This is a genomic window from Amycolatopsis sp. DG1A-15b, assembly GCF_030285645.1.
Taxonomy (GTDB): Bacteria; Actinomycetota; Actinomycetes; order Mycobacteriales; family Pseudonocardiaceae; genus Amycolatopsis.
In genome coordinates, this window is the sequence record NZ_CP127296.1 from 5,919,780 (window position 1) to 5,946,773 (window position 26,994).

Sequence of the window (26,994 nt, forward strand, 5' to 3'; positions counted from 1 at the left end):
GGTAGCTGCGATCCGGACCCGTGGTCAAGGACGTCTTACGTTGTACGATCTTGGCCGTGACCACCGAAGCCCGGACCCCGCTGAGCCGGGAACGCGTGCTGCGGGCGGCCGTCGCGCTCGCCGACGAGCACGGCCTGCGCGCGGTGACGATGCGCCGGCTCGCCGAGGACCTCGGCGCCGAGGCGATGTCGCTCTACTACCACGTGTCCAAGAAGGAAGACGTGCTCGACGGGATCGTCGAGGTGGTCGCCGAGGAGATCAACGACGTGGTGGCCCGCGTGGAACCCGGCCCGGACTGGAAGCAGACGGCCCGGCGGCGCATCCTCGCCGCGCGGCAGGTCTTCCTGCGCCACCGCTGGGCCCCGGAACTGTTCGGCACGCGCTCGTCGACGAGCGTCGCGGTGCTGAAGCACTACGACAGCCTGGTCGGGCTGATGCGCGAGGGCGGGTTCTCCCACGACCGGATCCACCACGCGCTGCACGCACTGGGCAGCCGCGCGCTGGGGTTCAGCCAGGAGCTGTTCGACCCGAACGCCGGGGCGTCGGCCGAGGTACCCGCCGAACTCGCCGCGCAGCTGCCGAACCTGGCCGGGATGCTGGCCGAAGTCGCCCACGACGACCCGGATTCGACCCTGGGCTGGTGCGACGACCAGGCGGAGTTCGAGTTCGGCCTGGACCTCATCCTCGACGGCCTCGACCGGCTGCGGGAGCAGTAGTCCACCAGGTGGGACTCCGGCGTGCGCGGGGGCAGAATCGGCACCGTGTCACGACCTCTGCGGAAGCTCGGCTTCCTGACCATCGGCCTGTTCGACGCGGCCGACCCGCGCCGGGGCCACGAGTCGACGCTGGAGATCATCGAGCTGGGCGAACGGCTCGGGTTCGACAGCGCCTGGGTGCGCCACCGGCACCTGCAGTACGGCATCTCGTCGCCGGTCGCCGTGCTGGCCGCCGCGTCGCAGCGGACCAGCCGGATCGAGCTCGGCACCGCCGTGATCCCGCTCGGCTGGGAGAACCCGCTGCGGCTGGCCGAGGACCTCGCCACCGTCGACCTGCTCTCCGGCGGGCGGCTCAACCCGGGCCTCAGCGTCGGCCCGCCGATGCGCTGGGACGAGGTCAAGCACGCCCTCTACCCCGACACCGCCGGCGCCGAGGACTTCTCCTACGAGCGGGTGCAACGACTGCTGGACTTCGTGCGCGGCGAACCGGCGACGGAGTTCAGCGGCACCGCCGGGTTCGAGGTCTTCTCCGACCGCGTTCAGCCGCAGTCGCCCGGGCTCGGCGACCGCCTCTGGTACGGCGGCGCGAGCCTGCGCTCGGCCGAGTGGGCCGGCAAGCACCGGATGAATTTCCTGACCAGCAGTGTGGTCAAGGCCGAAGGCGAAAGCACCGACTTCGCCGAGATCCAGCTCTCGCACATCCGGACGTTCCGCGAGCACCACCCCGCCGGCCGCATCTCGCAGGGCCTGGTCGTCATCCCGACCGACAGTGCGACGCCACAACAGCGGGCGAAGTACGAGGCCTACGCCGAAGAGCGCCTGCCCCGCACCGCGGAACCACAGGGACCCGCGCGGATGCTGTTCTCCCCCGATTTCGTCGGCACGTCCGCGGAAATCGCCGAGCGGCTGCACGCGCACCAGGCGTTCCGCGAGATCGACGAGGTGGCTTTCGCCCTGCCGTTCACCTTCGAACACGAAGACTACGTGCAGATCCTCACCGACATCGCGGAACGCCTCGGCCCCCTGCTCGGGCGCTGATCTACTGGTTGGTGCCCGGCGTCAGCACCTTGTCGATCACGAAGACCGTGGCGTTCTTCGTCGGGATGTTGCCGCACAGGACCTTCGCGCCGTTGATCGTCATGGTGTCGCCGGAGCCCTCGATCTTCACCGGGCCACCGGCGGTGTTGAGCGTGTCGACCGAACCCGCGGTGGCGAGACCCTTGGCGTCGTAACGCTTGCCGACGACGTGGTACTGCAGAATCGGCGACAGCTCGGCGGGCTTGCCGGCGAGCTCGTTGAACTTGGCGTCACCCAGCGCGGCGAACGCCGGGTCGGCCGGCGCGAAGACCGTGATGGCCTCCTGGCTGTTGAGCGTGTCGACCAGGTTGGTGGCCTTGACGGCCGCCACCAGCTTGGTCAGCAGCGGGTTCGTCGACGCGGCCGAGGCGACCGGCTGCGGGCCCATCGAGTCCAGCGAACCGGGCGCCGACCCCTGCGGCAGCTGCGAACACGCCGGGCCGAAGACATCGGCGTTGGTGGTCACGCCGTTGCCGGCACCGGAGGCCATGCTGGACGACGGCGCGGGCACCGAGGACGACGGCGCCATCGAGCTGCTGGAACTGCCCGACGAAGCGGTGTCGCTACCGCTGCACGCGGTCAGCGAAAGCGCGGCAACGGCGGCGACGCCGATTCCGGCGACACGAAGCTTGGTCACGAAAATCACTCCAATTAGCGGCTGAGAATTACTTCTTGCCCCTGATTCGAACCTAAGGGAAAACCGGATTGCCGCCATTCGGGTGACATGGGTCACCGCGCGGCGAAGGAAATGCTGTGCCATTCGGTTCACGTTGACTTCTTGGGGCAGCACGGCTTCGCGCCACGCACCTTCCCGGAAGAAACGGTTTAAACCCTTTCGGCGTATCGATGCGCGATTGTGTCTTGATCGGCGCCCTCCTGCTAGACAAGGGAAATCCTGGTGACGGCGGGGGTCGTCGGGCCGGCCGAGCCGCCGGCGGGCTCGACGGTGATCCCGATCCGGTCGACGTCGGGCGGAAGATCGGCCACGAGCATCCGCTGCGACGCCTCGGACGTCATCAGCCCGGCCGACCGCGCGCCGCCGCTGCCGATCAGCCACACCTGGTAGACGTGCCCGGCGTCGAGCGCGGGCAGGTCCGATGCGAGGAGCACGGCCTGGTTCCGGCTGCGCGAGACGACGAGCGTGGCGTGCCCCTCGCCGGCCCCCTGGATCGCGGAGGCGTCCGGCGCACTCAGCACCGAGTCGACGGGCGCGGGCGTCCTGGCGACGCCGAACAGGACGACCGCCACCACGGCCGCGGCGGCCGCACCGAAGAGCGACACGCGCAGCTGCCACGTCTTGGCCCGGCTCAGCCGGCGGATGACCGGCACCTTCGGCGGCAGCTGCCGGGTGCGGGCCACCTCGGCGAGCACCACCAGCTTCAGCTCCGGCGGCGGGTCCACCGCGGCGGCCACGGCCAGCCGCGCGCCGGTCGCCCGCAGCTCCGCCACTTCCTCCCGGCAGGCGGCGCATTCGCCGAGGTGACGTTCGAATTCGGCGCGGTCCACATCGGACACCGCATCCAGGGCGTATGCCCCGGTCAGTGTGTGCAGCTCGGCGGTCATCGGTCCACCCCCAGGCAGTCGCGCAGCCGGATCAGGCCGTCGCGGATGCGGGTCTTGACGGTGCCGGGCGCGACCTTCAGCACCTCGGCGACCTCGGGGTAGGTGTAGCCGTTGTAGTAGGCCAGCACGATCGACTCGCGCTGCAGGTCGGTCAGCGCGGACAGGCACTGCCGGACCCGCTGCTGCTCCAGACCGGCCAAAGTGGACTCGGTGACCTCGTCGAACGGCCGCCGCACGTCCATCAGGCCGGCGCGCTCCTCCCGGTCGAGGCCGGCCTGGTGCGAACGCACGCGGTCCACGGCCCGGCGGTGGGCGATGGTCAGCACCCACGACAGCGCGCTGCCGCGCTCCGGCTCGTACCTCGTGGCCTTGCGCCACACCTCCACCAGCACCTCCTGTGCCACCTCCTCGGCCTGCGCGTGACTGCGCAGCACGCGCGTCGCGAGGCCGAGCACCGGGCCGGCGACGAGGTCGTAGAGCGACGCGAACGCCGCCTCGTCCCCCGCCGCCACCCGCGGCAGCAGTTCTTCGGCGCTCGGCGCGAGCGCCGGCGCCTCGTCCGGTTGCAGCCGCAACCGCCCACGCTCACCCATGCCCGGCACCCTCCGCGTCCTCGGCTTCCCGTGCTGGGTTCGCGGCCGGACGGCGGCCCGGACTGGTGTGCGGTGGCCTTTCCCACCCGGACGGCGCAACTCCGGCGCCGGCACCCATCCGACGGCGGCGTGGCTCCGAAAGCCACGAAGGGGCCTCAGTGACGAATGGTCACCATGAGTGAGAAGGCTGCCCTTTCGGCCACGCCGACGGTGACGTCGGACACTTCTTGATCACCCCAGAGTGTGAAAGTTATTCGGAACGCTGGGCGTTGAACTGACTATGGGTTATCCCTGGAACCAGACGAAGTTAACCGACGAGTAGCAAAGGCGGTCCCATGACCGACCCGTACAGCGTGACCAACGCCCGCATCGACTTTGCCCTCCGCACCTTCGGGGCCGGGCCGCGACCGGTGCCGGCCGAGCTGGAGTACGACACCCGCGACCCGTACGCGGTCGCCGTGGTGCTGCACGCCGGCCCGAGCGCGGTCCGGTGGCTCTTCGGCCGCGATCTGCTCGCCGACGGCCTGCTCGCCCGCTGCGGCGACGGCGACGTGCGGATCGGGCCCGCCGGCGACCCCGCGCTGGTCGTGGTGGAGCTGACCTCCCCCGACGGCGCCGCGGTGCTCGAAGCGCCCGCCAAGGAGATCGCGGCCTTCCTCGACCGCACCTACGACGTCATCCCGGCCGGCAGCGAGAGCGACTGGTTCGACTTCGACGAGGAACTGGCGAAGCTTTCGTACCAGGACTGAGTACGTTCCCCGGGTGAGCTTCTTCCTGACGAAGGTCCTCGCCGCGCTCGACGACGGCGGTGACCGCGTCCTGTTCCACTCCGGCGGCGGGGTCACCACCTACCACCAGGCCCGCGACCGCCTCCACCGCCTGCACGGCGGGCTGGGCGAGGTCGAAACGCTCGCCGTCGACCTGCGCAACCGGCCCGAAACGGTCCTCGTGCAGCTGGCGGCCCTCCTGCGCGGCGCGACCGTGCTCATGGTCCCGGCCTCGGCGCCGGCCCGTGACCGGCTCGCCGCGGCGAGCGGTGCCACCGTCGTCACCGACCGGCCGCACGAGTGGCCCGCGGGCGACGTCCGCACCCTCGACGACCTCGACGGCGAACCGGGGCCGCTGCACCCGCCGGAAACCGTGCGCCTGCTCTTCCCCACCGGCGGCACCACCGGCACCCCGAAGCTGATCCGCCACAGCGGCATCTACGACGGCATGGCGTCCATCTTCACGCCGTCGCCGGACGGCCCGGGCCGCACGCTGCTGGTCGCCCCGATGACGCACATGACCGGCAACGCCACCGTGCTCGGCGCGCTCCTGCGGCTGGACACCGTGGTGGTCCACGACGGCTTCGACGCAGGAGCCGTCCTCGAAGCGATCCAGGCGCACCGGATCGACACGCTCTCGCTGACTCCGCCGCGGCTGGCCGCGCTGCTCGACCACCCGGCCAGGGAAGGCACCGACCTCAGCAGCGTCCGCTCGCTCTCCCTCGGTGCCGCGCCGCTGCCGCCGCACCGGCTCGCCCAGGCCCTCGACGTCTTCGGCCCGGTCGTCGGCCAGGGGTACGGCCTCACCGAGGCGCCGATGATCGCGAGCATCTCCGCCGCCGAGCTCGTCGCCCGTCCCGAACTCCGGAGCTCGGTCGGCCGGATCGTGCCGGGGATGGAGGCCCGCATCACCGACGGCGAGGTCGAGGTGCGCGGACTGTCCATGATGGACGGTTACCTCGGCGGCCCGGAGGTCGGTGCGGGCTGGCTGCGCACCGGCGATCTCGGCCGCTTCGACGACGAGGGCTACCTCTACCTGCTCGACCGCGCGGACGACGTCGTGGTGGTCGGCGAGCACGGCACGAAGGTCGCCACCACCGTCGTCGAACACGCCCTCGCGACGCATCCCGCGGTGCGGAGCGCGGCGGTCTTCGGCGTCCCGGGCGAAGACGGCCAGCTACTGCACGCCGTCCTCGTCACCCGTGAACCACTGACCGCCGACGAGGTCCGGGAGCACGCGCGAAAGGCCTTCGGCCAGGAGCACTACGTCCCGGCCGGGGTGGACTTCGTGGCCGAGCTGCCGCTCACGAGCGTCGGGAAGGTCGACAAGCGCGCGCTGCGAGCCGCGGTCAGCTCGTGACGGCGCCGTCCGAGGACGACTTGACGAGCTTCACGTACTTGCCGAGCACCCCTTCCGGGAACTTGTTCGGCATCGGCTCCCAGCCCGCGCGGCGAGAAGCCAGCTCGGCGGCGTCGACCAGCAGGTCGATGCTGCGCGCCTTGATGTCGACGGCGATCCGGTCGCCGGTCCGGACGAACGCGATCGGCCCGCCGTCGACCGCCTCCGGCGCGACGTGGCCGATGCACAGGCCGGTGGTACCGCCGGAGAACCGCCCGTCCGTCAGCAGCAGCACGTCCTTGCCCAGCCCGGCGCCCTTGATCGCCGCGGTGATCGCGAGCATCTCGCGCATGCCCGGACCGCCCTTGGGGCCTTCGTAGCGGATGACGACGACGTCGCCGGCCTCGATCCGGCCCTCGTTCAGCGCCGCCATCGCCTCCTGCTCGCGCTCGAACACCCGCGCCGGGCCCTCGAAGTTGGCCGTGTCGAAGCCCGCGGACTTCACGACCGCGCCTTCGGGGGCGAGCGAGCCGCGCAGGATGGTGATGCCGCCGGTCGGGTGCAGCGGGTTGTCCAGGGCGCGCAGCACTTCGCCGTCGATCGGGTCCGGGTCGAGCTCGGCGAGGTTCTCGGCCACCGTCCGCCCGGTCACCGTGAGGGCGTCGCCGTGCAGCAGGCCCTCGTCCAGCAGGGCCTTCATCAGCACCGGGATGCCGCCGTGGCGGTCGATGTCGTTCATGACGTACTTGCCGAACGGCTTCAGGTCGCCCAGGTGCGGGACGCGGTCACCGACGGTGTTGAAGTCGTCGAGCGTCAGCGGCACCTTCGCCTCGTGCGCGATGGCCAGCAGGTGCAGCACGGCATTGGTCGAGCCACCCAGCGCCATGACCACGGTGATGGCGTTCTCGAACGCCTCCCGGGTGAGGATGTCCCGCGCGGTGATGCCGCGTTCGAGCAGGCCGACGACGGCCTCCCCCGAAAGGTGGGCGTAGTGGTCGCGACGGCGGTCCGCGGACGGCGGCGCGGCCGAGCCCGGCATGCTCATCCCCATGGCTTCCGCCGCCGACGCCATCGTGTTCGCCGTGTACATCCCGCCGCAGGCGCCCTCACCGGGGCAGATGGCCCGTTCGATGCGGTCGAGATCGGCGGTCCCGAGCCGGCCCGCCCGGCACGCGCCGACCGCCTCGAAGGCGTCGATGAGCGTGACGTCCTTTTCGGTGCCGTCGGTGAGCTTCACCCAGCCGGGCGCGATCGTGCCCGCGTAGAGGAACACCGACGCCAGGTCGAGGCGCGCCGCGGCCATCAGCATGCCCGGCAGCGACTTGTCGCAGCCGGCCAGCAGGATCGAGCCGTCGAGCCGCTCGGCCTGCATCACCGTCTCGACCGAGTCGGCGATGACCTCGCGGGAGACCAGCGAGAAGTGCATGCCGTCGTGGCCCATGGAGATGCCGTCGGACACCGAGATGGTGCCGAACTGCAGCGGGTACCCGCCACCGGCGTGCACGCCCTCCTTGGCCGCCTGGGCCAGCCGGTCCAGGGACAGGTTGCACGGCGTGATCTCGTTCCACGAGCTGGCGACGCCGATGATCGGTTTCTTCCAGTCGCCGTCGCCCATCCCGACCGCGCGCAGCATGCCTCTGGCGGGCGCGGCCTCGATCCCGTCGGTCACCGTGCGGCTGCGGGGCTTCGGGTCGATCGTCATCACGGGCCTCCGGTTGCGGCGTTCGGGCGCTGAAGCATGTTACCAATGGGCCCGTGGTCCGCTGGCCGGAACGATTTCCTATCGGCGCCCGGGACGACCGGCGAAAACTCGGCCGCATGATCGCCACAGTGGTGTGGGGCACGGGCAACGTCGGCCGTGCGGCAATCCGGGCCGTCGACGCCCACCCGGCGCTGAAGCTCACCGCGGTGCTCGTCCACGACCCGGCGAAGGTCGGCAAGGACGCCGGCGAGCTGGCCGGAGTCGATGCGCTGGGGGTCGCCGCGACGGACGACATCGACGCCGTCCTGGCGGCGAGTCCGCGCGCGATCGTGTACGCCGCCTCGGGCGACGTCCGGTTCGACGACGCGCTCGCCGACATCGTGCGGGCCGTCCGGGCGGGCGCGGTCGTCGTGACGCCGGCCCTGTACCCCCTCTACGACCAGCGGAACGCGCCTCCGGAGCTGCGGGATCCCGTGCTGGCCGCGATCGAAGAGGGCGGCGGCTCGCTCTTCGTCTCCGGCGTCGACCCCGGCTGGGGCAACGACGTGCTGCCGCTGCTGATCAGCGGGCTCGGCACGGACGTCGACGTGGTCCGCTGCCAGGAGATCTTCGACTACTCGACGTACGAGCAGCCCGACTCCGTCCGGTACCTGGTCGGGATGGGCCAGCCGATGGACTACGACCCGCCGATGCTGATGACCGGCGTGCCGTCGATGGTGTGGGGCGGCCAAGTCCGGCTGATCGCGCGCGGCCTCGGCGTCGAGGTGACCGAGCTGCGCGAGACCCTCGACCGGCGGCCGTTGGAAGACTCCGTGACCACGCGGACCATGGGCGAGTTCGAAAAGGGCACGCAGGGTGCCGTGCGGTTCGAGGTGCAGGGCATCGTCGGCGGCGAGCCGCGGATCGTCATCGAGCACGTCACGCGCATCCACCCGTCTTGCGCGCCCGACTGGCCCACGCCGCCCAGCGGCGACGGCGCCCACCGCGTGATCATCGAGGGCCGCCCGCGCATCGAAGTCACCGTCGAGGCGACCGACGAAGGCGAAAACCGGTCGGCGGGCGGCAACGCCACCGCCGTCGGCCGCCTGGTCGGCGCGATCGACTGGCTGGCCGCGGCGGAACCCGGCCTCTACGACGCACTCGATGTCCCGCTGCGCCCGGCAGCCGGCAAGCTCGGAAGGAGCCGTCCGTGAACATCGACATCCCCGCGGGCAAGGACCCGATCGGGTACGTCTGGGGCGAAATGGTGCCCGGCATCGGCATCGCCGCGTCGAAGTTCTCGCTGGCGGTGTACGAGCACACGACACTGGGGCTGCGGGAGTTCGAGGCCGCGCGGCTGCGGATCGCGCAGATCAACGGCTGCGTCTTCTGCCTCGACTGGCGCACCGAACGCGACGGGCAGAAGGTCGAGCCGGAATTCGCCGACGCCGTCCTCGAGTGGCGCACGACCGACCGCTTCGACGACCGCACGCGGCTGGCGGCGGAGTACGCCGAGCGGTACGCGACCGACCACCACGACCTGGACGACGAGTTCTGGGAGCGGATGGCGGGGCACTACACGCAGCAGGAGATCGTCGAGCTGAGCATGAGCCTCGGCGCGTGGCTGGCCTTCGGCCGGCTCAATCACGTCCTGGGCCTCGACACCGTCTGCGTGCTGCCGTCCCATCGGTCGTGAGGGGCAGGACGCCCCCCACGACCGGCGGGGTCAGAAGTCCGTCGCGATGATCTTTTCGATGTTGCGTTCGGCCAGTGCCGTGATGGTGACGAACGGGTTGACGCTGGTGTTGCCCGGGATCAGGGACCCGTCGATCGCGTACAGGCCCTGATAACCGGCCAGCCTGCCGTAGTTGTCGGTCGCCTTGCCGAGCACCGCGCCGCCGAGCGGGTGGTAGGTGAGATGGTCGCCCCAGGTCTTGTACGTGCCGAAGAGGTCGGTCCGGTAGATCGTGCCCTCGGTCGCGTTGATCTTGTCGAAGATGGTCTTCGCCATGTCGATGCCCGGCTGTTTCCACGCCGTCTGCCAGTTCAGCTCCACCGCGCGCGTCGTGGGGTTCCAGGCGAACTGCGCGCGGTTCGGGTTCTTCGTGATCGAGAGGTAGAACGACGCCCACGTCTCGATCCCGGTCGGCAGCGGCGCGACTTCCGCGAACGCGCCGCCCTCGGCCCAGTTGTCGATGCCGCCGCACGGGATGGTCGACTGGGAGGCCCCGGTCGGGTCCCAGATCTGGTTGGCCCGCCCGACCATCACGTTCCCGTTGTCGCCCCAGCCCTTCCCGACTTCGCCGTTGAGGTTCGGCAGCGCGCCGGTCGCCTTCAGCTTCACCAGCAGCTTGCTCGTGCCGACGCTGCCCGCGGCGAAGAACACCTTGTCCGCCGTGACGGTCTTGATCGCGGACACCGCGCCCGCGGTGGTCAGCTGCTCGATGGTCACGGTGTAGCCGCCACCGGACGCCGGCAGCACCTGCGTCACGCGGTGCAGCGGCGAGATGGTGACCCGGCCGGTCGCGGCGATCTTCGGCAGGTAGGTCTTCTGCAGCGACTTCTTGCCGTAGTTGTTGCCGAACAGGATTTCCCCGGCCAGCGCCGACTTCGTGGCGGTGCCCGCCGCTTCCCGTTCCATGTAGTCCCAGTCGTACACGTCCGGCACGAACACGAACGGGAACCCGGACCGCTGGGCCTGTTTCCGGCCGACGCGGGCGAACTGGTACCAGTCGGTGGTCTCGAACCAGGCCGGGCGGACACTGGCGACCCCGAGCCCGGCGTTCGCGCGCGGGTAGTAGACGTCGTACATCTCGTTCGCGTCGACGGTGGGCAGGATCGCGCCGAAGTTCTCCCGCTTCGGCGTGACGGCCATGCCGCCGTTGACGAGCGAGCCGCCGCCGACGCCGCGGCCCTGGTACACGGTGATCCCGCTGAACTCCTCGGCGTCGAGGATGCCCGTGTAGCGCGGGATGTCCTTGTCGATCGGGAACCCGAGGAAGTTGGACAGCGGCTGTTTCGTCCTGGTGCGCAACCAGAACGACCGTTGGTCCGGATTGGGCGTGGTGCAGAAGATCTTGCCGTCCGCGCCCGGGGTGTCCCAGGCCATGCCCATCTCGATCATCTGCACGTCGACGCCGGCTTGGGCGAGCCGCAGCGCGGCGACCGAGCCGCCGTAGCCCGACCCGATCACCAGCGCGGATACGCGGGCGCCGTCGGCGACAGCGGCCTCCTGCGGCGACGCGGCGGTGGCTCGACCGGCCAGCGCGGCACTCGCCAAGATAGAACCAGTTCCAGCAATGAAGAGACGACGGGATACGGAGCCAGAAGTTGTTCTCCACACGGGTTCGTCACTCATTTGGCGTTCCTCACCGTTGAGGTATTTAGAACAAGTTATAGCTCTGTGGTGCAGACAAGTCGACAAGTACTCGCGAGTAACCTGGCGGGGTTGCGGGGCGGTGCCGCTGAATGGGCCATGATGGACGACTGTGGAGTCCACCCGAGTGGACCGCTGGCTCTGGGCGGTCCGGCTGACGAAGACGCGCCCGGACGCGGCGGCGGCCTGCCGCGGCGGCCACGTGCGCGTCAACGACAAACCGGCCAAGCCGGCGACCACGGTCGTCCCGGGCGACGAAGTGCGCTACCGCGTCGACGGGACGACGAAGATCCTCGACGTGGTCAGGGTGATCCAGAAGCGCGTGGGCGCTCCGGACGCGGCGACGTGCTACGTGGACCGGACCCCGAAGCCACCGCCCGAAACGGCGATCCCGGTCGCCCGCCGCGACCGCGGCGCGGGACGGCCGACCAAAAGGGAGCGTCGCGTGCTGGACGCGTTCCGGTCCCAGCAGGAGCCTTAGGCCTTCAGGCCGTCCAGCAGCAACGTGATGGCCGCGCAGACCGGGCCGCACCACTCGCCGGACAGGTCGGCGATCGACTGCAGCGAGGCGGCACTGGAGGCCTTGAGCGCCACCCGCGCGACCTCCAGGACGCGCTCGCGGTTCTGCTCGGCGTCGGCTCGCATCGGCGTCACCCCGCCCACTCCAGCCACCGGGCGCCTATCCGCTACCGTCGAAGCGGACAGGTGTCCACTTAGTTGGAGGAGCGTCACCTGGGCCGACCGCGCAGGCGTAGGTCATCCGCGCCTTCGATCGATGGATCGTCGTCGCGGCCGCGGCTTTCCCGGAAATGGCCGGGAATCCGCGCCAGGTGGATCGGTCCGCGGGGAATGCGGGTAGTTCCCCGCACGGAGGAAACCCATGACGACCAGCACCACCCCGGACCACCTGCTGGCCGCGGCGCGGCCGCTCGTGGTGCGCTACTGCCGCGATCGCCTGGACCCGGACTCGGCCGACGATGTCGCCCAGGACGTCTGCGTGGCACTGATCAAAGCGCTGCCGCGGCGGCCACCGGAACGGTCCTTCCCGGACTTCGTCTGCGGCATCGCCCGGACCAGGGTCGCCGCCGCGCGGAAGGCGGCCGCGCGGAAGGACGAGCCGGTCGCCGAACTGCCCGACGAACCCGACTCGTCGCTGGGGCCCGAACACCACGCGCTGCGGCGCGAACTGCGCGAACGGGTGGCGGAACTGCTGCGGGTGCTGCCGCGCAGACAGCGGGAGATCGTGGTGCTGCGCGTGGTCGTCGGCCTGTCGGCGGAGGAGACGGCGGCCGCGGTCGGCTCGACGCCGGGTGCCGTGCGCGTGGCCCAGCACCGGGCGCTCGGCCAGTTGCGCAAGGTCGTGACCAGCCCGTGACGGCTACCCTGGCCAGGTGAGCGACAGCGAGAATTTCGAAGGACGCGACGTCGGGTCCGGAGTCTCGGTCATCCGCGAAAGCACGGACGTCGTCGGCTCCGGGCCGCGGCTGCACCGGCACCCGTACACCGAGACGTTCGTCATCATCCGCGGGCGGGCCCGGTTCACCGTCGGCGGCGAACAGCGCGACGGCGGGGCCGGGGACGTGCTCGTCGTCCCGGCCGGCACGCCGCACAAGTTCGCCGTGCTCGGCCCCGGCGTCTACGAGGCCGTGCACATCCACGAAAGCGACCACTTCATCACCGAATGGCTGGAGTGACGGTTCAGAGGCCACCGTCCCCGATCATGCCGCGCAGCTTCGTCAGCGCGCGGAACTGCGTGATCCGGACGTTGCCGGCGGAGATGCCCAGCGCCTCCGCCGTCTCGTTCGCCGACAGGCCGCCGACGATCCGCAGCGACAGGATCTCTTGGTGCAGTGGCGGCAGCAACGCCATCAGCCGGCCCAGGCGGGCGCCGAGGTCGAGTTCGAGGACGTGGTTCTCCGGCTCGTTGCCGCCCAGCGGGCGGTCCGGCAGCTCCGGCACCGGCTTCGACCGGTCCCTGGCCACCGAGCGGAACGCGTCGGCGACCTTGTTCGCCGCGATCGCCCGCACGAGGTACAGGAACGATCCCCCGCGGTCCTGGTAGTTCGGCAGCACCTTCAGCACCGCCAGGCACACCTCCTGGGCGACGTCGTCGGCCGAGAGGTACGACAGGTCCCGGCCGCCGATCCGCGCCCGGCAGTAGCGCACGACCGTCGGCTTGATGAGCCGCAGCAGCGCCTGGACCGCGTCCGGGTCGCCGTCGCGCGCCGCCGCCACCACCGGGTCGAGCTGCTCCTTCGCCAGGCCGCCCTCCGGCCTCGGCAAATCCGCCGGCACGGTGTAGCCGTCGACGGCCGCCGCCGCCTCCGCGATCATGGTCTCCACGGGCCCTCCTCGTGTCCGCCACCGGGGCCGGCGTCCGTCCACAACGGACAGTGTGGTACCTCGGCGTTCCCGGTCCGACATAGGCGTTATCGAGGTGCTGACCAGCAACGTTGCACTGTGGTGTGGGTTGTCCAGCTATTGTCCGTTAACCGTTCACGACCCGGCCGGAACCGCTGCCGAGCACCGGCGGAACACCGGACAAATCGTGGACAGATCGCGGAAAATCAGGCCCAGCGGATTCCGTACGCGAAGCCGGGAGCGAGGTTCCGGAACCGGACGTGCACCTCGCCGGCGTCGTCGGCCGCCAGCGCGGCACCGGTTCGCGGCCAGTCATCCGCGCCGGCCGGGGAAACCTTTTCCTGGCGCACGATCCGCTTCGGCACCCGTTCACCGAACCGGACGTGCAGATCGAAAAGGTCGCACGGGTACCGCGGTATGCAGACGTAACGCGGTTCTCGCAGCTTCGCCCGGAATCGCAGGCCGACCTCGTGCCGCGCGCCCCGGCGCAACGGCTCCGGCAGCCGCAACGCGAGCCCGACCCGGTCACTCGATTCCCGTTCCCGGCCGGCGAGCACACCGCCGTGGAACACGTCGACACCGAGATCCGGTTCGCGCCCCGAATCGCCCGATTCGCCGGTGACCGGCAACGTCAGCGCCAGGTCGAGCACGGCGATTTCGTCGGCATCGGCGACCACCCGCCGGAATTCGAACGCCTCCGGCACGGGCTGGTCGAGGGCCAGCGTGACGCGCAGTTCTTCGGTGTGCCAGCCGCGGCCCGGATACAGCCGGGGTGCCGGCACGGCCGCCGCGACGGCCAGCGCGGCGATCTGCTCGATTCCCTCGTCGATCCGGCGCCGGACCGTCCGGTCGTCGCGGTCGAGCGTGATCGCCGCCCAGTGCACCCGCTCCTGGTAGAACGGTTTTCGCGCCCGCTCGTCGAGCGCGAACGCGGCGAGCAAAGCGATCTTCAGATCGTCCGGCAACGACTCGACCAGCGGACGCAATCGATCGGACAGCTTACGCCGCATCTCCACGGTTCCGTCATCTTCGACAATGCCGCAAGTGGAACGCAATGCGGGGCCGATCCGGTCCGCGAGCGGTGTCGTGAAAATTGCCCTCCCTTTGCGCAGGGCCTTGAGTTCGCCGACCACGTCCGCCGCACTGAGGCTCACCGTCCCCTCCCCTTCCACGCAAGGAGGTCAATGTTCGCCAGCGCCACCGCCGATGTCCAGTCGATCACGCTCCGGCAAACGGATCGTTATCCCGCGGTTTCCGTTCCGGCCGCCACGGGAAAGGACGAAACTCCTTGGCGTTCCGTTAACAAGGGCCGCATTGCGCCGCAACGATTTCGCGACCGAAACTCACGCGACCCCCACCTGTCGAACGTGTCGAAATGACGAACGCGCGTTCGCCGCCGCACCGCGCGTCCCGGGCGGCACGTTCACCCGGGCGGCGCACCACCCCGGCGGGTGAACGTGACCGGGCCGTTGCCTCGGCACGGGTTGACGGCGGTCCGCCGCGGGTATTTGTTGATCATGAGCCCGAGGATGTGGCGCCTGCTGATCTCGGGGTCGCTGCGGCTGTTCCTGATCAGCGCCGTGCCGGCCGCCGCGCACCTGTCCGTGCTCGCCGGACTGGCGGCGGGGGTGATCGCGTTCATCGTGCCGGCCCCGCACAGCCGGCACGACGACCGCGTCGGCCCGGGCGGCTAGCGACCCCTCAAGCAGCCTGCCACCGGCGGAGCTTCTCGGGGTTCCGCACCGCCCAGATCCGCCGGACCGACTCGCCGGCCACCTCGAACGCCATCACGGCCACGACCGCGCCGTCCCGCCGCGCGACCAGGCCCGGCCGCCCGTTGACGGTGGTCTCCTCGAGCGTCATGGCCGGGATCCGGCCCGCCAGGTCCACGGCGTAGCGCGCGACCCGCTCGCCTCCCTCGATCGGGCGGCGGACCGCACTGGCGAGCCCGCCGCCGTCCGCGACGACCGTCGCTCCCGGATCGAGGATGCCGACCAGCCGCTGGATGTCCCGTGCCGCCCAGGCCAGCTTGAAGGCGCGGACCACCTCGGCGCTCCCCCTGGCCGGCACCGGGGCGCGGGCGGCCCGGACGCGGCGGCGGGCGGAGGAAGCCAGCTGCCGGCACGCGGCGGACGTCCGGCCGAGGACGTGCCCCACCTCCGCGAAGGGGTAGCCGAAGACGTCGTGCAGGACGAAGGCCACCCGCTCGGCCGGTGTCAGGGACTCCAGCACGACGAGGAACGCCATCGTGATCGACTCGTCCAGCGTGACGCGGTCGGCCGGGTCGGCGAGCGAGCCCGCCGCCCCGGGCAGCGGCTCCGGGAGCCACTCGCCGACGTAGCTTTCCCGCCGCACGCGAGCCGAGCCGAGCAGGTCGAGGCAGATGCGGCCGGCGACCGTCGTCAGCCACGCCCCCGGCGACTCGATCGCGTCCCGTTGCGCCCCGGACAGGGCGTACCACCGGCCGTACGCCTCCTGGACGACGTCCTCGGCGTCGCTCATCGAGCCAAGGAGCCGGTAGGCGAGGCCGGTCAGCTGCCGCCGCTCGGCCGTGATCGTGCCGGTCATGCTCCCCCTCGGTCCGCGTTCGTCACCCCGGTGACGAAACCCGGGGGCCGGATGTGACACGCCCGCGCCGTGCTCACCCGCGGCGCCGCACGCACCGGCCGCGCAGCACCACCGCCGCCGGGTCGGCCAGCTGGTCCGGGTCCGCCCGGGGATCCCGGTCGTAGACCACCGCGTCCGCCGGGGCACCCGGCTCCAGACCACCCAGTCCGAGGTACTCCCGCGCGCTCCACGACGCCGCCGCCAGCGCGTCGTGGGGCCGCACGCCCGCGGCCACCAGCGCCCGGATCTCCGCGACGATTCCGCCGTGCGGCAGGGAATCCGTGCCCGCCAGCACGCGCACCCCGGCTTCCGCCGCGGCCGCCGTCAGCGCGCCGTGGACCCGCGCACCGCTCAGGTACCAGGCCCGGGCCGGGCTGTCCGGCTGCTGTTCACGGCGCCGCAGGCCTCCGGTGATCACCGACAGCGTCGGGGTCAACGCCGTTCCCTGGGCGGCCATCCGCGCCAGCAGGCCGGGGTCGAGGCACATGCCGTGTTCGAGGGAGTCGACGCCCGCCGCGACCGCGGCCGCGCCGCCCTCGGGGTGCTGGCTGTGCACCGCGACCCGCCCGCCGGCCGCGTGCACCGCGCGCACGACGGCCCGCAGCACGTCCACCGGCACCGCGGAATCCCCGACGCGCCAGTCCGCGATGATCTTCGCCCAGCCGGTCCGCGCGGCCTGCGCCGCCGCCAGCCCGGGCAGCTCGTCATGGGAAGCACGGCGGCCCCAGCCGTCGAAGAACTGTCCGTGCTGCGCCAGCCACGGCCCCGCGTGCCGGGCCCGCGGCACGTCGGGGTCCTCGCCGAACCACGGCGGCGGTTCGCCCGGCAGCCCGGGTGCGCGGATCAGCGTGACCCCCGCGTCGACGTGCTGGTGCAGCTGCTCCCGGAGCAGCTCGGGGTCCATCGGCTGCCCCGGCTCCGCGGCGCCGGGGTGGGTGTGGGCGTCGACCAGGCCCGGCACCAGCCAGCCTTCGCCCACCAGGGTCGCGCCGGGCACCGGATCGGTCGTCCAGCGGTCCCCGTCGGCGTAGAGGTCGGCGTATTCGCCGCTCGGCAGCGCGTACCCCCGGATGCGCGTGATCACCACGCCGACCGTACCCGCGTACGCAGCCCGGCGTAGGCGCAAGTGCCGTCCCCCGGCGGCGGTGCCGGTGCGCTTGTGCGTGATCACACCCGGTGTAGTGTTTGCCGGTCCTACCGGCGTGCGTGACCGCGTGAGGTGCCATGACAGTGCGGCGGTACCCAGTCGCCATCCTGCTCGTCTTCGTCGTGGCGGCCCTGGTCGTGGTCAACGGCTTCGCCTTCTGGGGCGACACTTTCGCCCTCTGGGTCGACGACGCCATGCAGCTGAGCGCCGGGCTCGCCGGGGTGGTCTGCGGGGTCGTCGTCGCGCGCCGGGTCCGCGCGCACCAGCGGTGGTGGCGGGTGCTGGTCGCGCTCGGCATGACCGGCTGGTCGCTCGGCCAGTGCGTCTGGTCCTGGTACCAGCTGATCGACGGCCGCGGGCTGCCGTCGCCGTCACTGGCCGACCTCGGGTACCTGAGCTTCCCGGTGTTCGCCCTCGCCGCCCTCTTCGTCCTCGCGCACGCGCGGTCCCGGCCGGAGCGCGAACGCTGGCAGCCGGCCCAGTGGTTCGGTGTCGCGGTGGTGCTCGACGGGCTCGTCGTCACCGGCTCGCTGTTCATCCTCACCTGGACCGCGGCACTCGGGCAGGTGGTCCGGGCCACCGGGCCGGACTCGCTGACCTGGGCCGTCGCCATCGCCTACCCGCTGACGGACCTGGTGGTCGTGGTCGTCGCCGTGCTGCTGGTGGTCTTCGACCGGGTAGACCGCCCGTACCGCGCGAACCTGCTGCTGGCCGCCGTCGGGATCGTCGCGCTGGCCTGCTCGGACAGCGTGTTCGCCTACCTGGTCAGCATCGGCGCGGAAAGCATGAAGCCGTGGTCGGACGCGGGGTTCGTGCTCGGCCCGCTGTTCATCGCTTTCGCCCTGCTGGTCACGCCCGGCACGCGGCGGCGTGACGACGCGGGCCAGCCGCTCGGCGTCGACTGGTGGCAGGTGGCGCTGCCGTACCTGCCGGTCACCGCGGTCGCGCTGCTGATCACCGTGCAGATCGTGGCCGGGGCCGGCCCGGACGGCGTCGAGGTGTTCGTCGGCGCGCTCGTGGTGTTCCTGGTGCTGGCCCGGCAGCTGCTTTCCTTGCTGGACAACCGGTTGCTGCTGCGCCGGGTGTACGAGGGCCAGCTGCAGCTGACCCACCAGGCCTACCACGACCCGCTGACCGGGCTGGCCAACCGCGCGCTGTTCGCCGACCGGCTGGACCGGGCCGTCGAGCAGGGCGCGGAAGGCGGGCACGGGCCGCTCGTGCTGATCTTCGTCGACCTCGACGACTTCAAGGAGGTCAACGACCGGTTCGGGCACGCGGGCGGGGACGTCCTGCTGCACGCGGTCGCCCAGCGGCTGCTGAGCTGCGTGCGCGCGGGCGACACCGTCGCCCGCCTGGGCGGTGACGAATTCGCGATCCTGCTGGAAGGCGAGGTCGACGCCCCGCAGGCCGTCGCCGACCGGATCCAGAGCGCGCTGCGGCGGCCGTTCGCGGTGCACGGCACGCTGGTGCCGGTCCGCGCGAGCATGGGCCTGGTGGTGCCGGACCCGGCCGAGCCGGCGATCACCGCCGACGTGCTGCTGGGCCGCGCGGACACGTCGATGTACGCGGGCAAGCGGCTCGGCAAGGACACGACGGTCGTGTACCACCCGTCGCCGGACGGGCCGCCCGACTTCCCCTCGGCACTGCGCCGCGCGGGCGGTGGTCTCCCGGACGGCTTCGCCCTGGTGTACCAGCCGATCGTCCGGCTGGCCGACGAGCAGCCGGTGGCGGTGGAGGCGCTGGCCCGCTGGACCGCGCGGGACGGCACCGCGGTGTCACCCGAGACGTTCGTCCGCGCCGCGGAAGGCGCCGGTCTCGGCGCGGAACTGGACGCGCTGGTGCTGGACCTGGCCTGCCGCGAGATCACCGCGGCCGGGATCGACCTCACCGTGCACGTCAACGTGTGCGCGAGCCGGCTCGGGGCCGCCGCGCTGGAGCAGAGCGTCGAGTCCGCGCTGGACCGGTACGGCCTGCCTGCCGAACGCCTGATCGTCGAGATCACCGAGACGGTGCCGGTGCCGGACCTGGCGGCGGGCGCGGCCGCGATCCGCCGCCTGCAGGACCTGGGCGTGCGGGTGGCGCTCGACGACTTCGGCGCGGGGTACAGCTCGCTGACGGTGCTGCACGCGCTGCCGGTCGACCTGATCAAGCTGGACCGCGCGCTGACGACGGGTGTCCGCCCGGACCGCGACGCGGCGCTGTGCCGGTCGCTGGTCGGGCTGTGCGCGGACCTGGAGGTGGCGGTGGTCGCGGAGGGCATCGAGACGGCCGAGCAGGCCGAACTGGTCACCCGCGCGGGCTGCCCGACGGCCCAGGGCTACCGCTTCGGCCGCCCGGCCGGGCTGGCTTCACTGCGGCTCTCGACGCTTTCGGCAGGCTGGCCCGGCGCGGCCTCGCCCGAGCGCGTCAGCTGACGCCCGGTGGGAGCATGCCGAAGATCGTCGCCGTGGAGCCCGCGCCGTTGCGGTTGATCGGGCCGCCCGCCAGGACCCACGCGCCCGTCGTCGGCAGGGCCTTCAGGTTCGCCAGGATCTCCAGGCTGATCCGGTGCCGGCGGTAGACCAGCTTGGACACCGTGTACGTCTCGTCGGTGCCGACGTCCGGGCTGAACGTGTCGGTCCCCGTTCCGCCGCGGCGGCCCAGGCGCCCGGTGTCGATCAGCCACTGCACCGCGGGGATCGAGAACCCCGGCTGGTGCAGCACGCCGTCCGCGCCGGTGTTCGGGAAGGCCGGGGTGCCCCACTTGGCGTCCCAGCCGGTCCACAGCACGACCACGGACTCGTCCGGGATCCGGCCGTGGCGCTTCTCCCACGCCTTGAGGTCGTCGACCGTGACGGCGTAGTCCGGGTTCGCCGCGGCCTTCGCCCGCACGTCGATCTTCACGGCGGGCCGGAACAGGTCGGCCGGGTCCATGTCGTCGGCGAGCGGCTCCCCGGCGTTGAAGTGCCCGGGCGCGCCCCAGTGCGTCCCGGTGTGCTCGCCTTCGCGGACGAACTGCAGGTGATAGCCGTCGTCGGGGATCGTGGCGATGGTCTTCAGCTCGAAGGCCGGGTCCCCGGGGAAGACGTTGGTCGTGGCGGGGTCGTTGACGTGCGACAGGTTGACCAGGTTCAGCTGGTCCAGCCGCACGGGCGGCGCGGCTTCCGCGGCCTGGGCCGTCCGTCCGGACAGCGCGGCGCCGAACACCCCGGCCAGTCCCGCGGCGAGCACCTTGCGTCTCATCGGCATGACACCGTCATATCACCCGGGCTGGGCGCGGCCAACGAGTTGCGCGAAGATGGGGGCCGTGGACGACGACATCGAAGACAACGCCGACAACGGCATCCTCGACCCCGAGGACACTTTGGACGACCGCGACGAGCTGGCGGAGGGTTATTCACCGCCGGAACGCGCCCAGGCGACCGAAGGCTGGGGCACCACCGCGCACGAGACGGCGGAGGGCGAAAGCTGGGCGGGCCGGCTCGCCCGCGAGGTCCCCGACCTGGCCGACGACCTCGACGACGACGGACTGGGCGACACCGAGGACACCGACGGCGAGCTGGTCGACGACGAGGTCGGCGACGTCCGCGCGGGCCGCCTGGTCGCGACGGACGAAGGCTTCGGCGAAGACAGCGACGAAGAGCTGTACGCCTCGGACGCCGGCATCGACGGCGGCGCGGCTTCGGCGGAGGAAGCGGCCGTCCACGTGATCGACCCGTCCCGCCGCTGGTGAGCTAGAAGAAGCTCCGGAAGGGACGGCCGGGTCCGGGCGGCTCGACGGCCGGTGGCGGCGCTGGTGGCTTGACGGCCGGTGGCGGAGATGGCGGCACGGGCGGCTCGGTGGGCTCCGGCGGCTCGAGGTCCACCGGTTCGTCATGGGCGACCGCGGGCAGCGCGGGCTCCACCGCCTCGGCGGGGAGCTCGAGGACACGATCACTTCGGCGTACGGCGAGGGCAACGAGCAGAAGATCCGCGAGCACGTCGACGTGCGCGCGCTGGACTTCACCACCACCTTGTGCAGTTCCCGCCCGGCCGCGTCGAGCTCGCCCTCGCGGAGCCTGTCCACCACCGCGCGGCCGACGTCGCCGAGCGGGATCTCCGGGCCCGTGACCACGTGCCGGAGGACGTTGCGCTGGTGGCTGAAGTCCCACCTGCACCACCCCGGCCGCGAGCTTGCGGGCCAGGCTCTTGTCGAGGGTGATCCGGACGTCCTCGACCCGGAACCTGTGGATGTTCGTCTGGGAGTTCCCGTTGCCCAGCTGGATCCCCGCGCAGTTCTTGACGACGAGCGCGTTCGGCGGCAGCAGGCCGGTGACGCCCTCGGCTTCGAGCGTCGCCGGGACGTCGACGACCTGCGCGTTGCGGTTCGCGGTGGGGAAGAACGCGGCCCGCGTCGCCGCGGCCCACTCCTCGATCACCTTCGGCGCGACGACGGCGACCGGAGTGCCCCGCCACGACGCGCCGATCAGCGGCTCGTCCGCGTCCGCCACCGAGGCGGCGATCTCCCGCCAGGGCACCGGTTCCAGGATCCAGTCGCCGCCGGGGCCGTCGTCCGTCATCGGCCGGCCGGGTCGTACTCGCGGACCGCGGCCAGGTACTCGCCGATCGCGTCGCGGTTGCGCAGCAGGCATTCCGCTCGCCTGGTCATCCGGTCGCGCTCCGCCTCCAGCGTCGCGATCATCTCCGGCGTCGCGTCCGGGAAGTAGATCGTCCGGGGTTTGTCCAGACAGGGCAGGATCTGCTTGATGATCCGGGTCGGCAGGCCGGCGTCGAGCAGGCCGCGGACCTGGATCACCCGGTCGACCGACGGCTCGTCGTAATCGCGGTAGCCGTTCGGGCCGCGGCCGGCGATGATCAGGCCCTGTTCCTCGTAGTACCGGAGGAGCCGGCGGGACGTGCCCGTGCGCTCCGCGAGCTCGCCGATCCGCATGTGTGCCACCTCACATTCGCCGGGGTAGACCTTCACATCAATGTGAGGGTTCGAGCATAGCGGCATGACGGACCTCCGCACCCGCGCGCTGCCCCTGGCCGCCCTGCTCGCCCTGACCACCGCCGCGTTCGTCACCGTGCTCACCGAGGCGCTGCCCGCCGGCGTGCTGCCTGGGATGAGCGCCGGCCTCGGCGTCGGCGAGTCCGCGGCCGGCCAGGCCGTGACGATCTACGCGCTCGGCACCGCGCTCACCGCGATCCCGCTGTCCGCCGCCACCGCGACCTGGTCCCGCAAACGCTTGCTGCTCACCGGGGTCGCCGGGTTCGCCGTGGCCAACACCGTCACGACGCTGTCCCCGGACTACGCGCTGACGATGGTGGCGCGCTTCGTCGCCGGGGTGGCCGCGGGCGTCGTCTGGGCGCTGCTCGCCGGCTTCGCGCGCCGGCTCGTCCCGGACCACCAGGGCAAAGCCATCGCGATCGTGATGGCCGGCATCCCGCTGGCGCTGTCGCTCGGCATCCCGGCCGGGACGTTCCTCGGCGGCTTGCTCGGCTGGCGCTGGGCGTTCGGCGTGATGTCGGCGATCGCGGTCCTGCTGCTCGCCTGGATCGCGACGGCGGTTCCGGACCAGCCGGGGCAGCCGGCCGGCCGGGCACCGGTCCTGCGCACGCTCGCCGTCCCCGGTGTCCTGCCCGTGCTCGCCGTGACGCTCGTGTTCGTGCTGGCGCACACCGTGCTCTACACCTACGTCGCCGCCTTCCTCGGGCACGCCGGGATGGGTGGCGCGGTGGACGTGGTCCTGCTGGTCTTCGGGGTCGCGTCGATGGCAGGCATCGGCGTCGTCGGCGCCCGGATCGACCGGGCGCTGCGGACGCTGATGGTGCTCAGCACCGTCGGCGTCGCGGTGGCCGCGACGCTGCTGGCGGTGTTCGCCGGCAGCCCGGCGCTGGTCTACGTCGCCGTGGCGCTGTGGGGACTCGGCTGGGGCGGCGTCCCGACACTGCTGCAGACGGCGGCCGGGAACGCCGGCGGCGAAGCGGCGGACAACGCGCAGGCCATGCTCGTCACGCTGTGGAACGCCGCGATGGCCGCGGGCGGGGTGGCCGGCGGGGTCCTGCTCGACGCCGCCGGGCCGGCGGCGTTCCCGTGGACGCTGCTCGTGCTCCTGCTGCCGGTGCTCGCCGTGGTGCTCGGCGCCCGGCGGCACGGGTTTCCCGCTCGCTCCTAAGTGGACGAAGGGCCCGGACGCGGCTCGCGCCCGGGCCCTCCAGCTCGGGGGTTCAGCAGCGGCCCGCGATGGCCCGCAGCAGCTCGGCGTTCGCCGTGTCACCGGACAGCTCCCAGGCGAACACGCCGCCGAGGCCCTGCGACTTCGCGTAACCGGCCTTGGCCGACGCCGTCTCGGGCGTGTCGTAGCTCCACCACTGCGAACCGCACTTCGCGTACGCCGTGCCCGCGACGCGGCCGTCGGCCGGGCACTTGGTCTTGAGGACCTTGTAGTCCTCGACACCCGCTTCGTAGGTGCCGGGCGCCGGGCCGGTGGCCGTGCCGCCCGGCTGCTTCTGCGTGACACCGTCCCAGCCCCGACCGTAGAACCCGAGGCCCAGCAACATCTTCGACGACGGCACGCCTTGGCGGCGCAGCTTCTGGACGGCCGCGTCGGCGTAGAACCCGGCGGTCGGGAGGCCCGGGTAGGCGCGCAGCGGCGAGTGCGGCGCGGTCGGCCCGTTCGGACTCGCGCCGGCGACGAAGTAGTCGTAGGTCATCACGTTGTACCAGTCGAGGTACCGGCTCGCGGCGCCGTACTCGGTGGCGTCGATCTTGCCGTCCTTCGAGCCGTCCGCGGTGATCGCGGCGGTCACCAGCTGGCGCCCGAACTTCGCGCGCAGCGCCTTGACCAGCCCGGTGAACGCCTTCGGCCCGCTCGTGTCGCAGGTGCTGCCGCAGGCGTTCGGGTACTCCCAGTCGACGTCGATGCCGTCGAAGACGCCCGCCCAGCGCGGGTCGTTGACCAGGTTGTAGCAGGATTCCGCGAACGCGGCCGGGTTCTTCGCCGCCTCGGTGAACCCCGCCGACCAGGTCCAGCCGCCGAACGACCACAGCAGCTTGAGCTTCGGGTGCAGCTTCTTGAGCTGGCGGAGCTGGTTGAAGCTGCCGTGCAGCGCCCCCGGTTCGGTGCTGTCGGCCTGGCCGCTGACGCTCGTGGCGGCGTCGTAGGGCATGTCGTGGTCGGCCCACGGGTCGCCGACCGCGCAGCCGCCGCCGGTCACGTTGCCGAACGCGTAGTTGACGTGGGTCAATTTCGCGGCCGACCCGGACGTCTCGATGTCCTTGACGTGGTAGCCGCGGGCGTAGACGTCCCAGTCGGCGAAGTAGGCCATCACCTTGCTCTGAGCCTGCCCGGCCTCCGCGGGCGGCGCGACGACCGAGGCACCGGCGAGGGCGAGCGCGACGAGGGCGATGCGTTTTCTCATGCGGAGCACGGGATTCTCCTCACCGGCCGGACAGGCGGACGTGCCGAGGCTAACAGGTCCAGACCACTGCGGACCAGAGGGAATCGTGTGGTCAGCGGGTTTCGGTGTACCTCCGCAGCCGGGTCCGGATTCACGCGTGCGATGATCGGCGGATGACCGAGTTCGGCTGCGCCCGCTGTTCCGGCGAAGACGCCCTGACCGCGCTGGCGTTCTGCACGACCCGGCTGAACAAGACCCATCGCCTCGTCGAGCGGTCACACTTCAGCATCTCGCTGCGCCGGTGCCCGGAGTGCGGCCAGACGTTCGCCGCGATCTTCACCGAGTTCGTCGACTCCTCCGGTGGCGAAGACGCGCAGTACTTCGACTTCGTCCCGCTCACCACCGCCGAGGTGTCCACGCTGGCGGCGCAGGGCCCCCGCGTCGACCTGGCCGAGCTGGGCGCGCTGGGCAGCGTCCGCCGCCGGCTGTCGTCGAGCTGGCCGACGGGCGGCGAGAAGGAAATCGCCTGGCGGACGGACTCGCTCTCGGTGCGCGAAGGTCACTGACCGGCGCATTGACCGGCCAGGCGCAGGATCGCCGCGGCACTGCGGTCGACGTCGGCTTCCGTCGTCGACCAGCCGGACACCGAGATCCGCAGGTACCGGCGGCCGCGCCAGGTGGTGCCGCCCAGCCAGCAGGTGCCGTCGTCCTGGACCTTCCGGATGAGTGCGTCGGTGTCCCCGCCGAAGGACACGAGAACCTGGTTGAGGACGACGTCGTTGGCGATCTCGGCACCGCCGTCGGCGAGTTTCCCGGCGAAGCGGCGGGCCAGCCGGCAGCAGCGGCCGACGAGCTCGGCGACGCCGTCGCGGCCCAGCTCGCGCACCGCCGCCCAGACCGCGAAGCCGCGGGCGCGGCGCGACGACTCCAAGGTCAGGTCGCCCATGCCGGACACCTCGCCGGCGCCGGTGAGGTAGGCGGCCCGGTAGGCGATCGCCGCGGCGTGGACGTCCGGGCGGGCGCAGAAGACGAAGCCCGAGTCGTACGGCACGTTCAGCCACTTGTGCCCGTCGCAGGCCCAGGAATCGGCGAGTTCGACGCCGTCGAGGAGTCCGCGGGTTTCCGGATTGGCGGCGGCCCACAGCCCGAAGGCACCGTCGACGTGGATCCAGGCGCCGCCCGCGGCTTCCCGGGCGGCGCGCAGGTCGTCGCACGCGCCGGTGTTCACGTTGCCCGCCTGCAGGCAGACGATCAGTGGCCCGGTCCCGGCCGCGCACACCCTTCGGAGGTCTTCGACGTCAATGGCGCCCTGCGGACCGGCTTTGACCGGTTCGACGACCCGGGTGCCGAAGCCGAGCAGCCGCAGGGCGCGATCGACGGTGGCATGCCGTTCTTCACTGGCGACGACGCGGACGCGCGGGGCACCGGCGAGCCCGTCGCGTTCGACGTCCCACCCGGCTTCGGCGAGCACGTGGTGCCGGGCGGCGGCGAGGCCGGCGGTGTTCGCGGCCTGCCCGCCGGTGACGAACCCGGTGGAGGCCCCGGCGGGAAGGCCGAGCAGTTCCTTGAGCCATCCGCCGGCCACCTCTTCGGCGGCGGCCGCGGCGGGCGAAAGGACGGCGTTGAAGCCGTTCTGGTCCCAACCGGCGGCGAGGACGTCGGCGGCGGTGGCGGCCGGGAGGGCACCGCCGATGACGAACCCGAAGAACCGCGGCCCGGCGGTGGCGACGAGCCCGGGCCCGGCGGCCCGGGCGAGCTGTTCGAGCACTTCGGACGGTGGCGTGGGGTGAGCGGGGAGCGGGCCGCCGAAGGCGGACCGCAGGGCGGCGTGGTCGACGGGTGGGGCAACGGGCCGATCCGCGAGGGTGCCGCGGAAATCGGCGGCGAGTTCGGCGGCGCGGGCCAGGAGGGAGTGCATGTCGTCCACGGCCCGACTGTAGGCCGGGTTCGGTGGACGAGCGGCACAATTCCCGGCTTGGCTTGGCTTGGCTTGGCTGGGCTGGACTGGGCTCGGCCCGGTTCGGCGGCCCGGCCCGGCTTGGCAGCCGGTTCGCCGGCCGCCGCGCGGCTTGACTCGGCTTGGCTCGACCCGGCTGGCCTCGGCTCGGCGGGCCGGCTTGGCTCGGTCAGTCCCGCTGGGCCCGGCCCAGCCCGGGTTGCCTGGCTCGGCGCGGCCGGGCTCGGCTCGGCTGCCCCAGCCCGGCGCGGCCCGGCTTGACTGACCCGGCTGGGCTGGGCTGGGCTCGGCGGCCCGGCCCGGCCCGGCCCGGCCCGGCCCGGCTTGGCAGCCGTTCGCCGGCCGCCGCGAGGCTTGGCTCGACGGTCCTGCCCGGCTCAGCCGGACTCGGCCCGGCGGCCCGGCTTGGCCGGGCCTGCCCAGCTCGGTCAACCCCGCTCGGCTCGGC

General features: G+C 72.1%; 30 protein-coding genes. 15 read left to right on the top strand and 15 right to left on the bottom strand.

The window, feature by feature from the left end:
- Positions 1–56 precede the first annotated feature (56 nt).
- Positions 57–716, top strand: a complete 660-nt coding sequence (locus tag QRY02_RS27020; protein WP_285985648.1) for a TetR/AcrR family transcriptional regulator C-terminal domain-containing protein — start codon at positions 57–59, stop codon at positions 714–716.
- A 45-nt stretch (positions 717–761) separates the two neighbouring features.
- A complete protein-coding gene (locus QRY02_RS27025) occupies positions 762–1,754 on the top strand; it encodes an LLM class flavin-dependent oxidoreductase (protein ID WP_285985649.1) in 993 nt (330 codons plus the stop codon).
- A 1-nt stretch (position 1,755) separates the two neighbouring features.
- Here QRY02_RS27025 and QRY02_RS27030 read toward each other — a convergent pair whose 3' ends face one another.
- The 3 genes from QRY02_RS27030 to sigK all read right to left on the bottom strand — a co-directional run bounded on the left by QRY02_RS27030 (position 1,756) and on the right by sigK (position 3,949).
- Entirely contained in the window at positions 1,756–2,430 is a 675-nt protein-coding gene (locus QRY02_RS27030; RefSeq protein WP_285985650.1) for a fasciclin domain-containing protein, read from the bottom strand.
- A 242-nt stretch (positions 2,431–2,672) separates the two neighbouring features.
- Entirely contained in the window at positions 2,673–3,356 is a 684-nt protein-coding gene (locus QRY02_RS27035; protein ID WP_285985651.1) for an anti-sigma factor, read from the bottom strand.
- A complete protein-coding gene (gene sigK, locus QRY02_RS27040) occupies positions 3,353–3,949 on the bottom strand; it encodes an ECF RNA polymerase sigma factor SigK (protein WP_285985652.1) in 597 nt (198 codons plus the stop codon). The genes QRY02_RS27035 and sigK overlap by 4 nt, the downstream gene beginning before the upstream one ends.
- Before the next feature lie 335 nt (positions 3,950–4,284).
- Between sigK and QRY02_RS27045 the strand changes: the two genes are divergently transcribed.
- Both QRY02_RS27045 and QRY02_RS27050 read left to right on the top strand, forming a co-directional pair.
- Positions 4,285–4,698: an SsgA family sporulation/cell division regulator gene (locus QRY02_RS27045; protein WP_285985653.1), complete on the top strand. Its 414-nt coding sequence runs from the start codon at positions 4,285–4,287 to the stop codon at positions 4,696–4,698.
- A gap of 13 nt (positions 4,699–4,711) precedes the next feature.
- Positions 4,712–6,076: a class I adenylate-forming enzyme family protein gene (locus tag QRY02_RS27050; RefSeq protein ID WP_285985654.1), complete on the top strand. Its 1,365-nt coding sequence runs from the start codon at positions 4,712–4,714 to the stop codon at positions 6,074–6,076.
- On the opposite strand, the gene ilvD is transcribed toward QRY02_RS27050, so the two are convergent.
- On the bottom strand, positions 6,066–7,757 hold the full coding sequence (ilvD, locus tag QRY02_RS27055; protein WP_285985655.1) for a dihydroxy-acid dehydratase: 1,692 nt from the start codon (positions 7,755–7,757) through the stop codon (positions 6,066–6,068). The genes QRY02_RS27050 and ilvD overlap by 11 nt on opposite strands.
- Before the next feature lie 116 nt (positions 7,758–7,873).
- Here ilvD and QRY02_RS27060 point away from each other — a divergent pair, with 116 nt between their 5' ends.
- Together QRY02_RS27060 and QRY02_RS27065 are read left to right on the top strand one after the other, a co-directional pair.
- Entirely contained in the window at positions 7,874–8,950 is a 1,077-nt protein-coding gene (locus QRY02_RS27060) for an NAD(P)H-dependent amine dehydrogenase family protein (RefSeq protein WP_285985656.1), read from the top strand.
- Positions 8,947–9,432 (top strand): carboxymuconolactone decarboxylase family protein, encoded by a 486-nt coding sequence (locus tag QRY02_RS27065; protein WP_285985657.1) that lies wholly within the window; start codon positions 8,947–8,949, stop codon positions 9,430–9,432. The genes QRY02_RS27060 and QRY02_RS27065 overlap by 4 nt, the downstream gene beginning before the upstream one ends.
- Before the next feature lie 30 nt (positions 9,433–9,462).
- Here the strand turns inward: QRY02_RS27065 and QRY02_RS27070 are convergent, their stop codons facing one another.
- On the bottom strand, positions 9,463–11,016 hold the full coding sequence (locus tag QRY02_RS27070) for a GMC oxidoreductase (RefSeq protein WP_285985658.1): 1,554 nt from the start codon (positions 11,014–11,016) through the stop codon (positions 9,463–9,465).
- Positions 11,017–11,224: 208 nt separating this feature from the next.
- Here QRY02_RS27070 and QRY02_RS27075 point away from each other — a divergent pair, with 208 nt between their 5' ends.
- Positions 11,225–11,593 (top strand): RNA-binding S4 domain-containing protein, encoded by a 369-nt coding sequence (locus QRY02_RS27075; RefSeq protein ID WP_285985659.1) that lies wholly within the window; start codon positions 11,225–11,227, stop codon positions 11,591–11,593.
- Here the strand turns inward: QRY02_RS27075 and QRY02_RS27080 are convergent.
- Positions 11,590–11,757: a hypothetical protein gene (locus QRY02_RS27080; protein ID WP_285985660.1), complete on the bottom strand. Its 168-nt coding sequence runs from the start codon at positions 11,755–11,757 to the stop codon at positions 11,590–11,592. The two genes, QRY02_RS27075 and QRY02_RS27080, sit on opposite strands and share 4 nt — an antisense overlap.
- A gap of 235 nt (positions 11,758–11,992) precedes the next feature.
- Here QRY02_RS27080 and QRY02_RS27085 point away from each other — a divergent pair, with 235 nt between their 5' ends.
- Together QRY02_RS27085 and QRY02_RS27090 are read left to right on the top strand one after the other, a co-directional pair.
- Positions 11,993–12,487, top strand: coding sequence for a sigma-70 family RNA polymerase sigma factor (locus tag QRY02_RS27085; RefSeq protein WP_285985661.1), 495 nt, complete (start codon positions 11,993–11,995; stop codon positions 12,485–12,487).
- Positions 12,488–12,503: 16 nt separating this feature from the next.
- Positions 12,504–12,806, top strand: coding sequence for a cupin domain-containing protein (locus tag QRY02_RS27090; RefSeq protein ID WP_285985662.1), 303 nt, complete (start codon positions 12,504–12,506; stop codon positions 12,804–12,806).
- A 4-nt stretch (positions 12,807–12,810) separates the two neighbouring features.
- Here QRY02_RS27090 and shbA read toward each other — a convergent pair whose 3' ends face one another.
- Both shbA and QRY02_RS27100 read right to left on the bottom strand, forming a co-directional pair.
- A complete protein-coding gene (shbA, locus tag QRY02_RS27095) occupies positions 12,811–13,446 on the bottom strand; it encodes an RNA polymerase sigma factor ShbA (RefSeq protein ID WP_285993926.1) in 636 nt (211 codons plus the stop codon).
- Between the two features lie 233 nt (positions 13,447–13,679).
- Positions 13,680–14,483: a hypothetical protein gene (locus QRY02_RS27100; protein ID WP_285993927.1), complete on the bottom strand. Its 804-nt coding sequence runs from the start codon at positions 14,481–14,483 to the stop codon at positions 13,680–13,682.
- A 174-nt stretch (positions 14,484–14,657) separates the two neighbouring features.
- Between QRY02_RS27100 and QRY02_RS27105 the strand changes: the two genes are divergently transcribed.
- Positions 14,658–14,852 carry a hypothetical protein gene (locus tag QRY02_RS27105; protein ID WP_285985663.1) on the top strand — a complete coding sequence of 65 codons (195 nt, stop codon included), beginning with the start codon at positions 14,658–14,660 and terminating at the stop codon, positions 14,850–14,852.
- Between the two features lie 138 nt (positions 14,853–14,990).
- The gene (locus tag QRY02_RS27110; RefSeq protein ID WP_160169739.1) at positions 14,991–15,167 is read left to right on the top strand and encodes a hypothetical protein; all 177 of its coding nucleotides are present in this window, start codon (positions 14,991–14,993) and stop codon (positions 15,165–15,167) included.
- 7 nt (positions 15,168–15,174) lie between these two features.
- On the opposite strand, the gene sigJ is transcribed toward QRY02_RS27110, so the two are convergent.
- Both sigJ and QRY02_RS27120 read right to left on the bottom strand, forming a co-directional pair.
- Complete coding sequence (gene sigJ / locus QRY02_RS27115) at positions 15,175–16,041, bottom strand: RNA polymerase sigma factor SigJ (protein WP_285985664.1); 867 nt, start codon at positions 16,039–16,041, stop codon at positions 15,175–15,177.
- Positions 16,042–16,114: 73 nt separating this feature from the next.
- A complete protein-coding gene (locus QRY02_RS27120) occupies positions 16,115–17,164 on the bottom strand; it encodes an amidohydrolase family protein (RefSeq protein ID WP_285985665.1) in 1,050 nt (349 codons plus the stop codon).
- A 140-nt stretch (positions 17,165–17,304) separates the two neighbouring features.
- Between QRY02_RS27120 and QRY02_RS27125 the strand changes: the two genes are divergently transcribed.
- Positions 17,305–19,641, top strand: a complete 2,337-nt coding sequence (locus QRY02_RS27125; protein ID WP_285985666.1) for a putative bifunctional diguanylate cyclase/phosphodiesterase — start codon at positions 17,305–17,307, stop codon at positions 19,639–19,641.
- Here QRY02_RS27125 and QRY02_RS27130 read toward each other — a convergent pair.
- On the bottom strand, positions 19,634–20,455 hold the full coding sequence (locus QRY02_RS27130; RefSeq protein ID WP_353067998.1) for a cyclase family protein: 822 nt from the start codon (positions 20,453–20,455) through the stop codon (positions 19,634–19,636). The genes QRY02_RS27125 and QRY02_RS27130 overlap by 8 nt on opposite strands.
- A 58-nt stretch (positions 20,456–20,513) precedes the next feature.
- Here QRY02_RS27130 and QRY02_RS27135 point away from each other — a divergent pair, with 58 nt between their 5' ends.
- Complete coding sequence (locus QRY02_RS27135) at positions 20,514–20,939, top strand: DUF5709 domain-containing protein (RefSeq protein WP_013229272.1); 426 nt, start codon at positions 20,514–20,516, stop codon at positions 20,937–20,939.
- A gap of 1 nt (position 20,940) precedes the next feature.
- On the opposite strand, the gene QRY02_RS27140 is transcribed toward QRY02_RS27135, so the two are convergent.
- Together QRY02_RS27140 and QRY02_RS27145 are read right to left on the bottom strand one after the other, a co-directional pair.
- Positions 20,941–21,765 carry an RIP homotypic interaction motif-containing protein gene (locus QRY02_RS27140; RefSeq protein ID WP_285985668.1) on the bottom strand — a complete coding sequence of 275 codons (825 nt, stop codon included), beginning with the start codon at positions 21,763–21,765 and terminating at the stop codon, positions 20,941–20,943.
- Positions 21,762–22,136, bottom strand: a complete 375-nt coding sequence (locus QRY02_RS27145; protein WP_285985669.1) for a MerR family transcriptional regulator — start codon at positions 22,134–22,136, stop codon at positions 21,762–21,764. The genes QRY02_RS27140 and QRY02_RS27145 overlap by 4 nt, the downstream gene beginning before the upstream one ends.
- 64 nt (positions 22,137–22,200) lie before the next feature.
- Here QRY02_RS27145 and QRY02_RS27150 point away from each other — a divergent pair, with 64 nt between their 5' ends.
- The gene (locus QRY02_RS27150; protein ID WP_285985670.1) at positions 22,201–23,364 is read left to right on the top strand and encodes an MFS transporter; all 1,164 of its coding nucleotides are present in this window, start codon (positions 22,201–22,203) and stop codon (positions 23,362–23,364) included.
- A gap of 52 nt (positions 23,365–23,416) precedes the next feature.
- Here the strand turns inward: QRY02_RS27150 and QRY02_RS27155 are convergent, their stop codons facing one another.
- Positions 23,417–24,610, bottom strand: coding sequence for a glycoside hydrolase family 18 protein (locus tag QRY02_RS27155; RefSeq protein ID WP_285985671.1), 1,194 nt, complete (start codon positions 24,608–24,610; stop codon positions 23,417–23,419).
- A 152-nt stretch (positions 24,611–24,762) separates the two neighbouring features.
- Between QRY02_RS27155 and QRY02_RS27160 the strand changes: the two genes are divergently transcribed.
- Positions 24,763–25,155: a hypothetical protein gene (locus QRY02_RS27160; protein WP_285985672.1), complete on the top strand. Its 393-nt coding sequence runs from the start codon at positions 24,763–24,765 to the stop codon at positions 25,153–25,155.
- On the opposite strand, the gene QRY02_RS27165 is transcribed toward QRY02_RS27160, so the two are convergent.
- A complete protein-coding gene (locus QRY02_RS27165; protein WP_285993928.1) occupies positions 25,149–26,507 on the bottom strand; it encodes a pyridoxal phosphate-dependent decarboxylase family protein in 1,359 nt (452 codons plus the stop codon). The two genes, QRY02_RS27160 and QRY02_RS27165, sit on opposite strands and share 7 nt — an antisense overlap.
- Between the last annotated feature and the right edge of the window lie 487 nt (positions 26,508–26,994).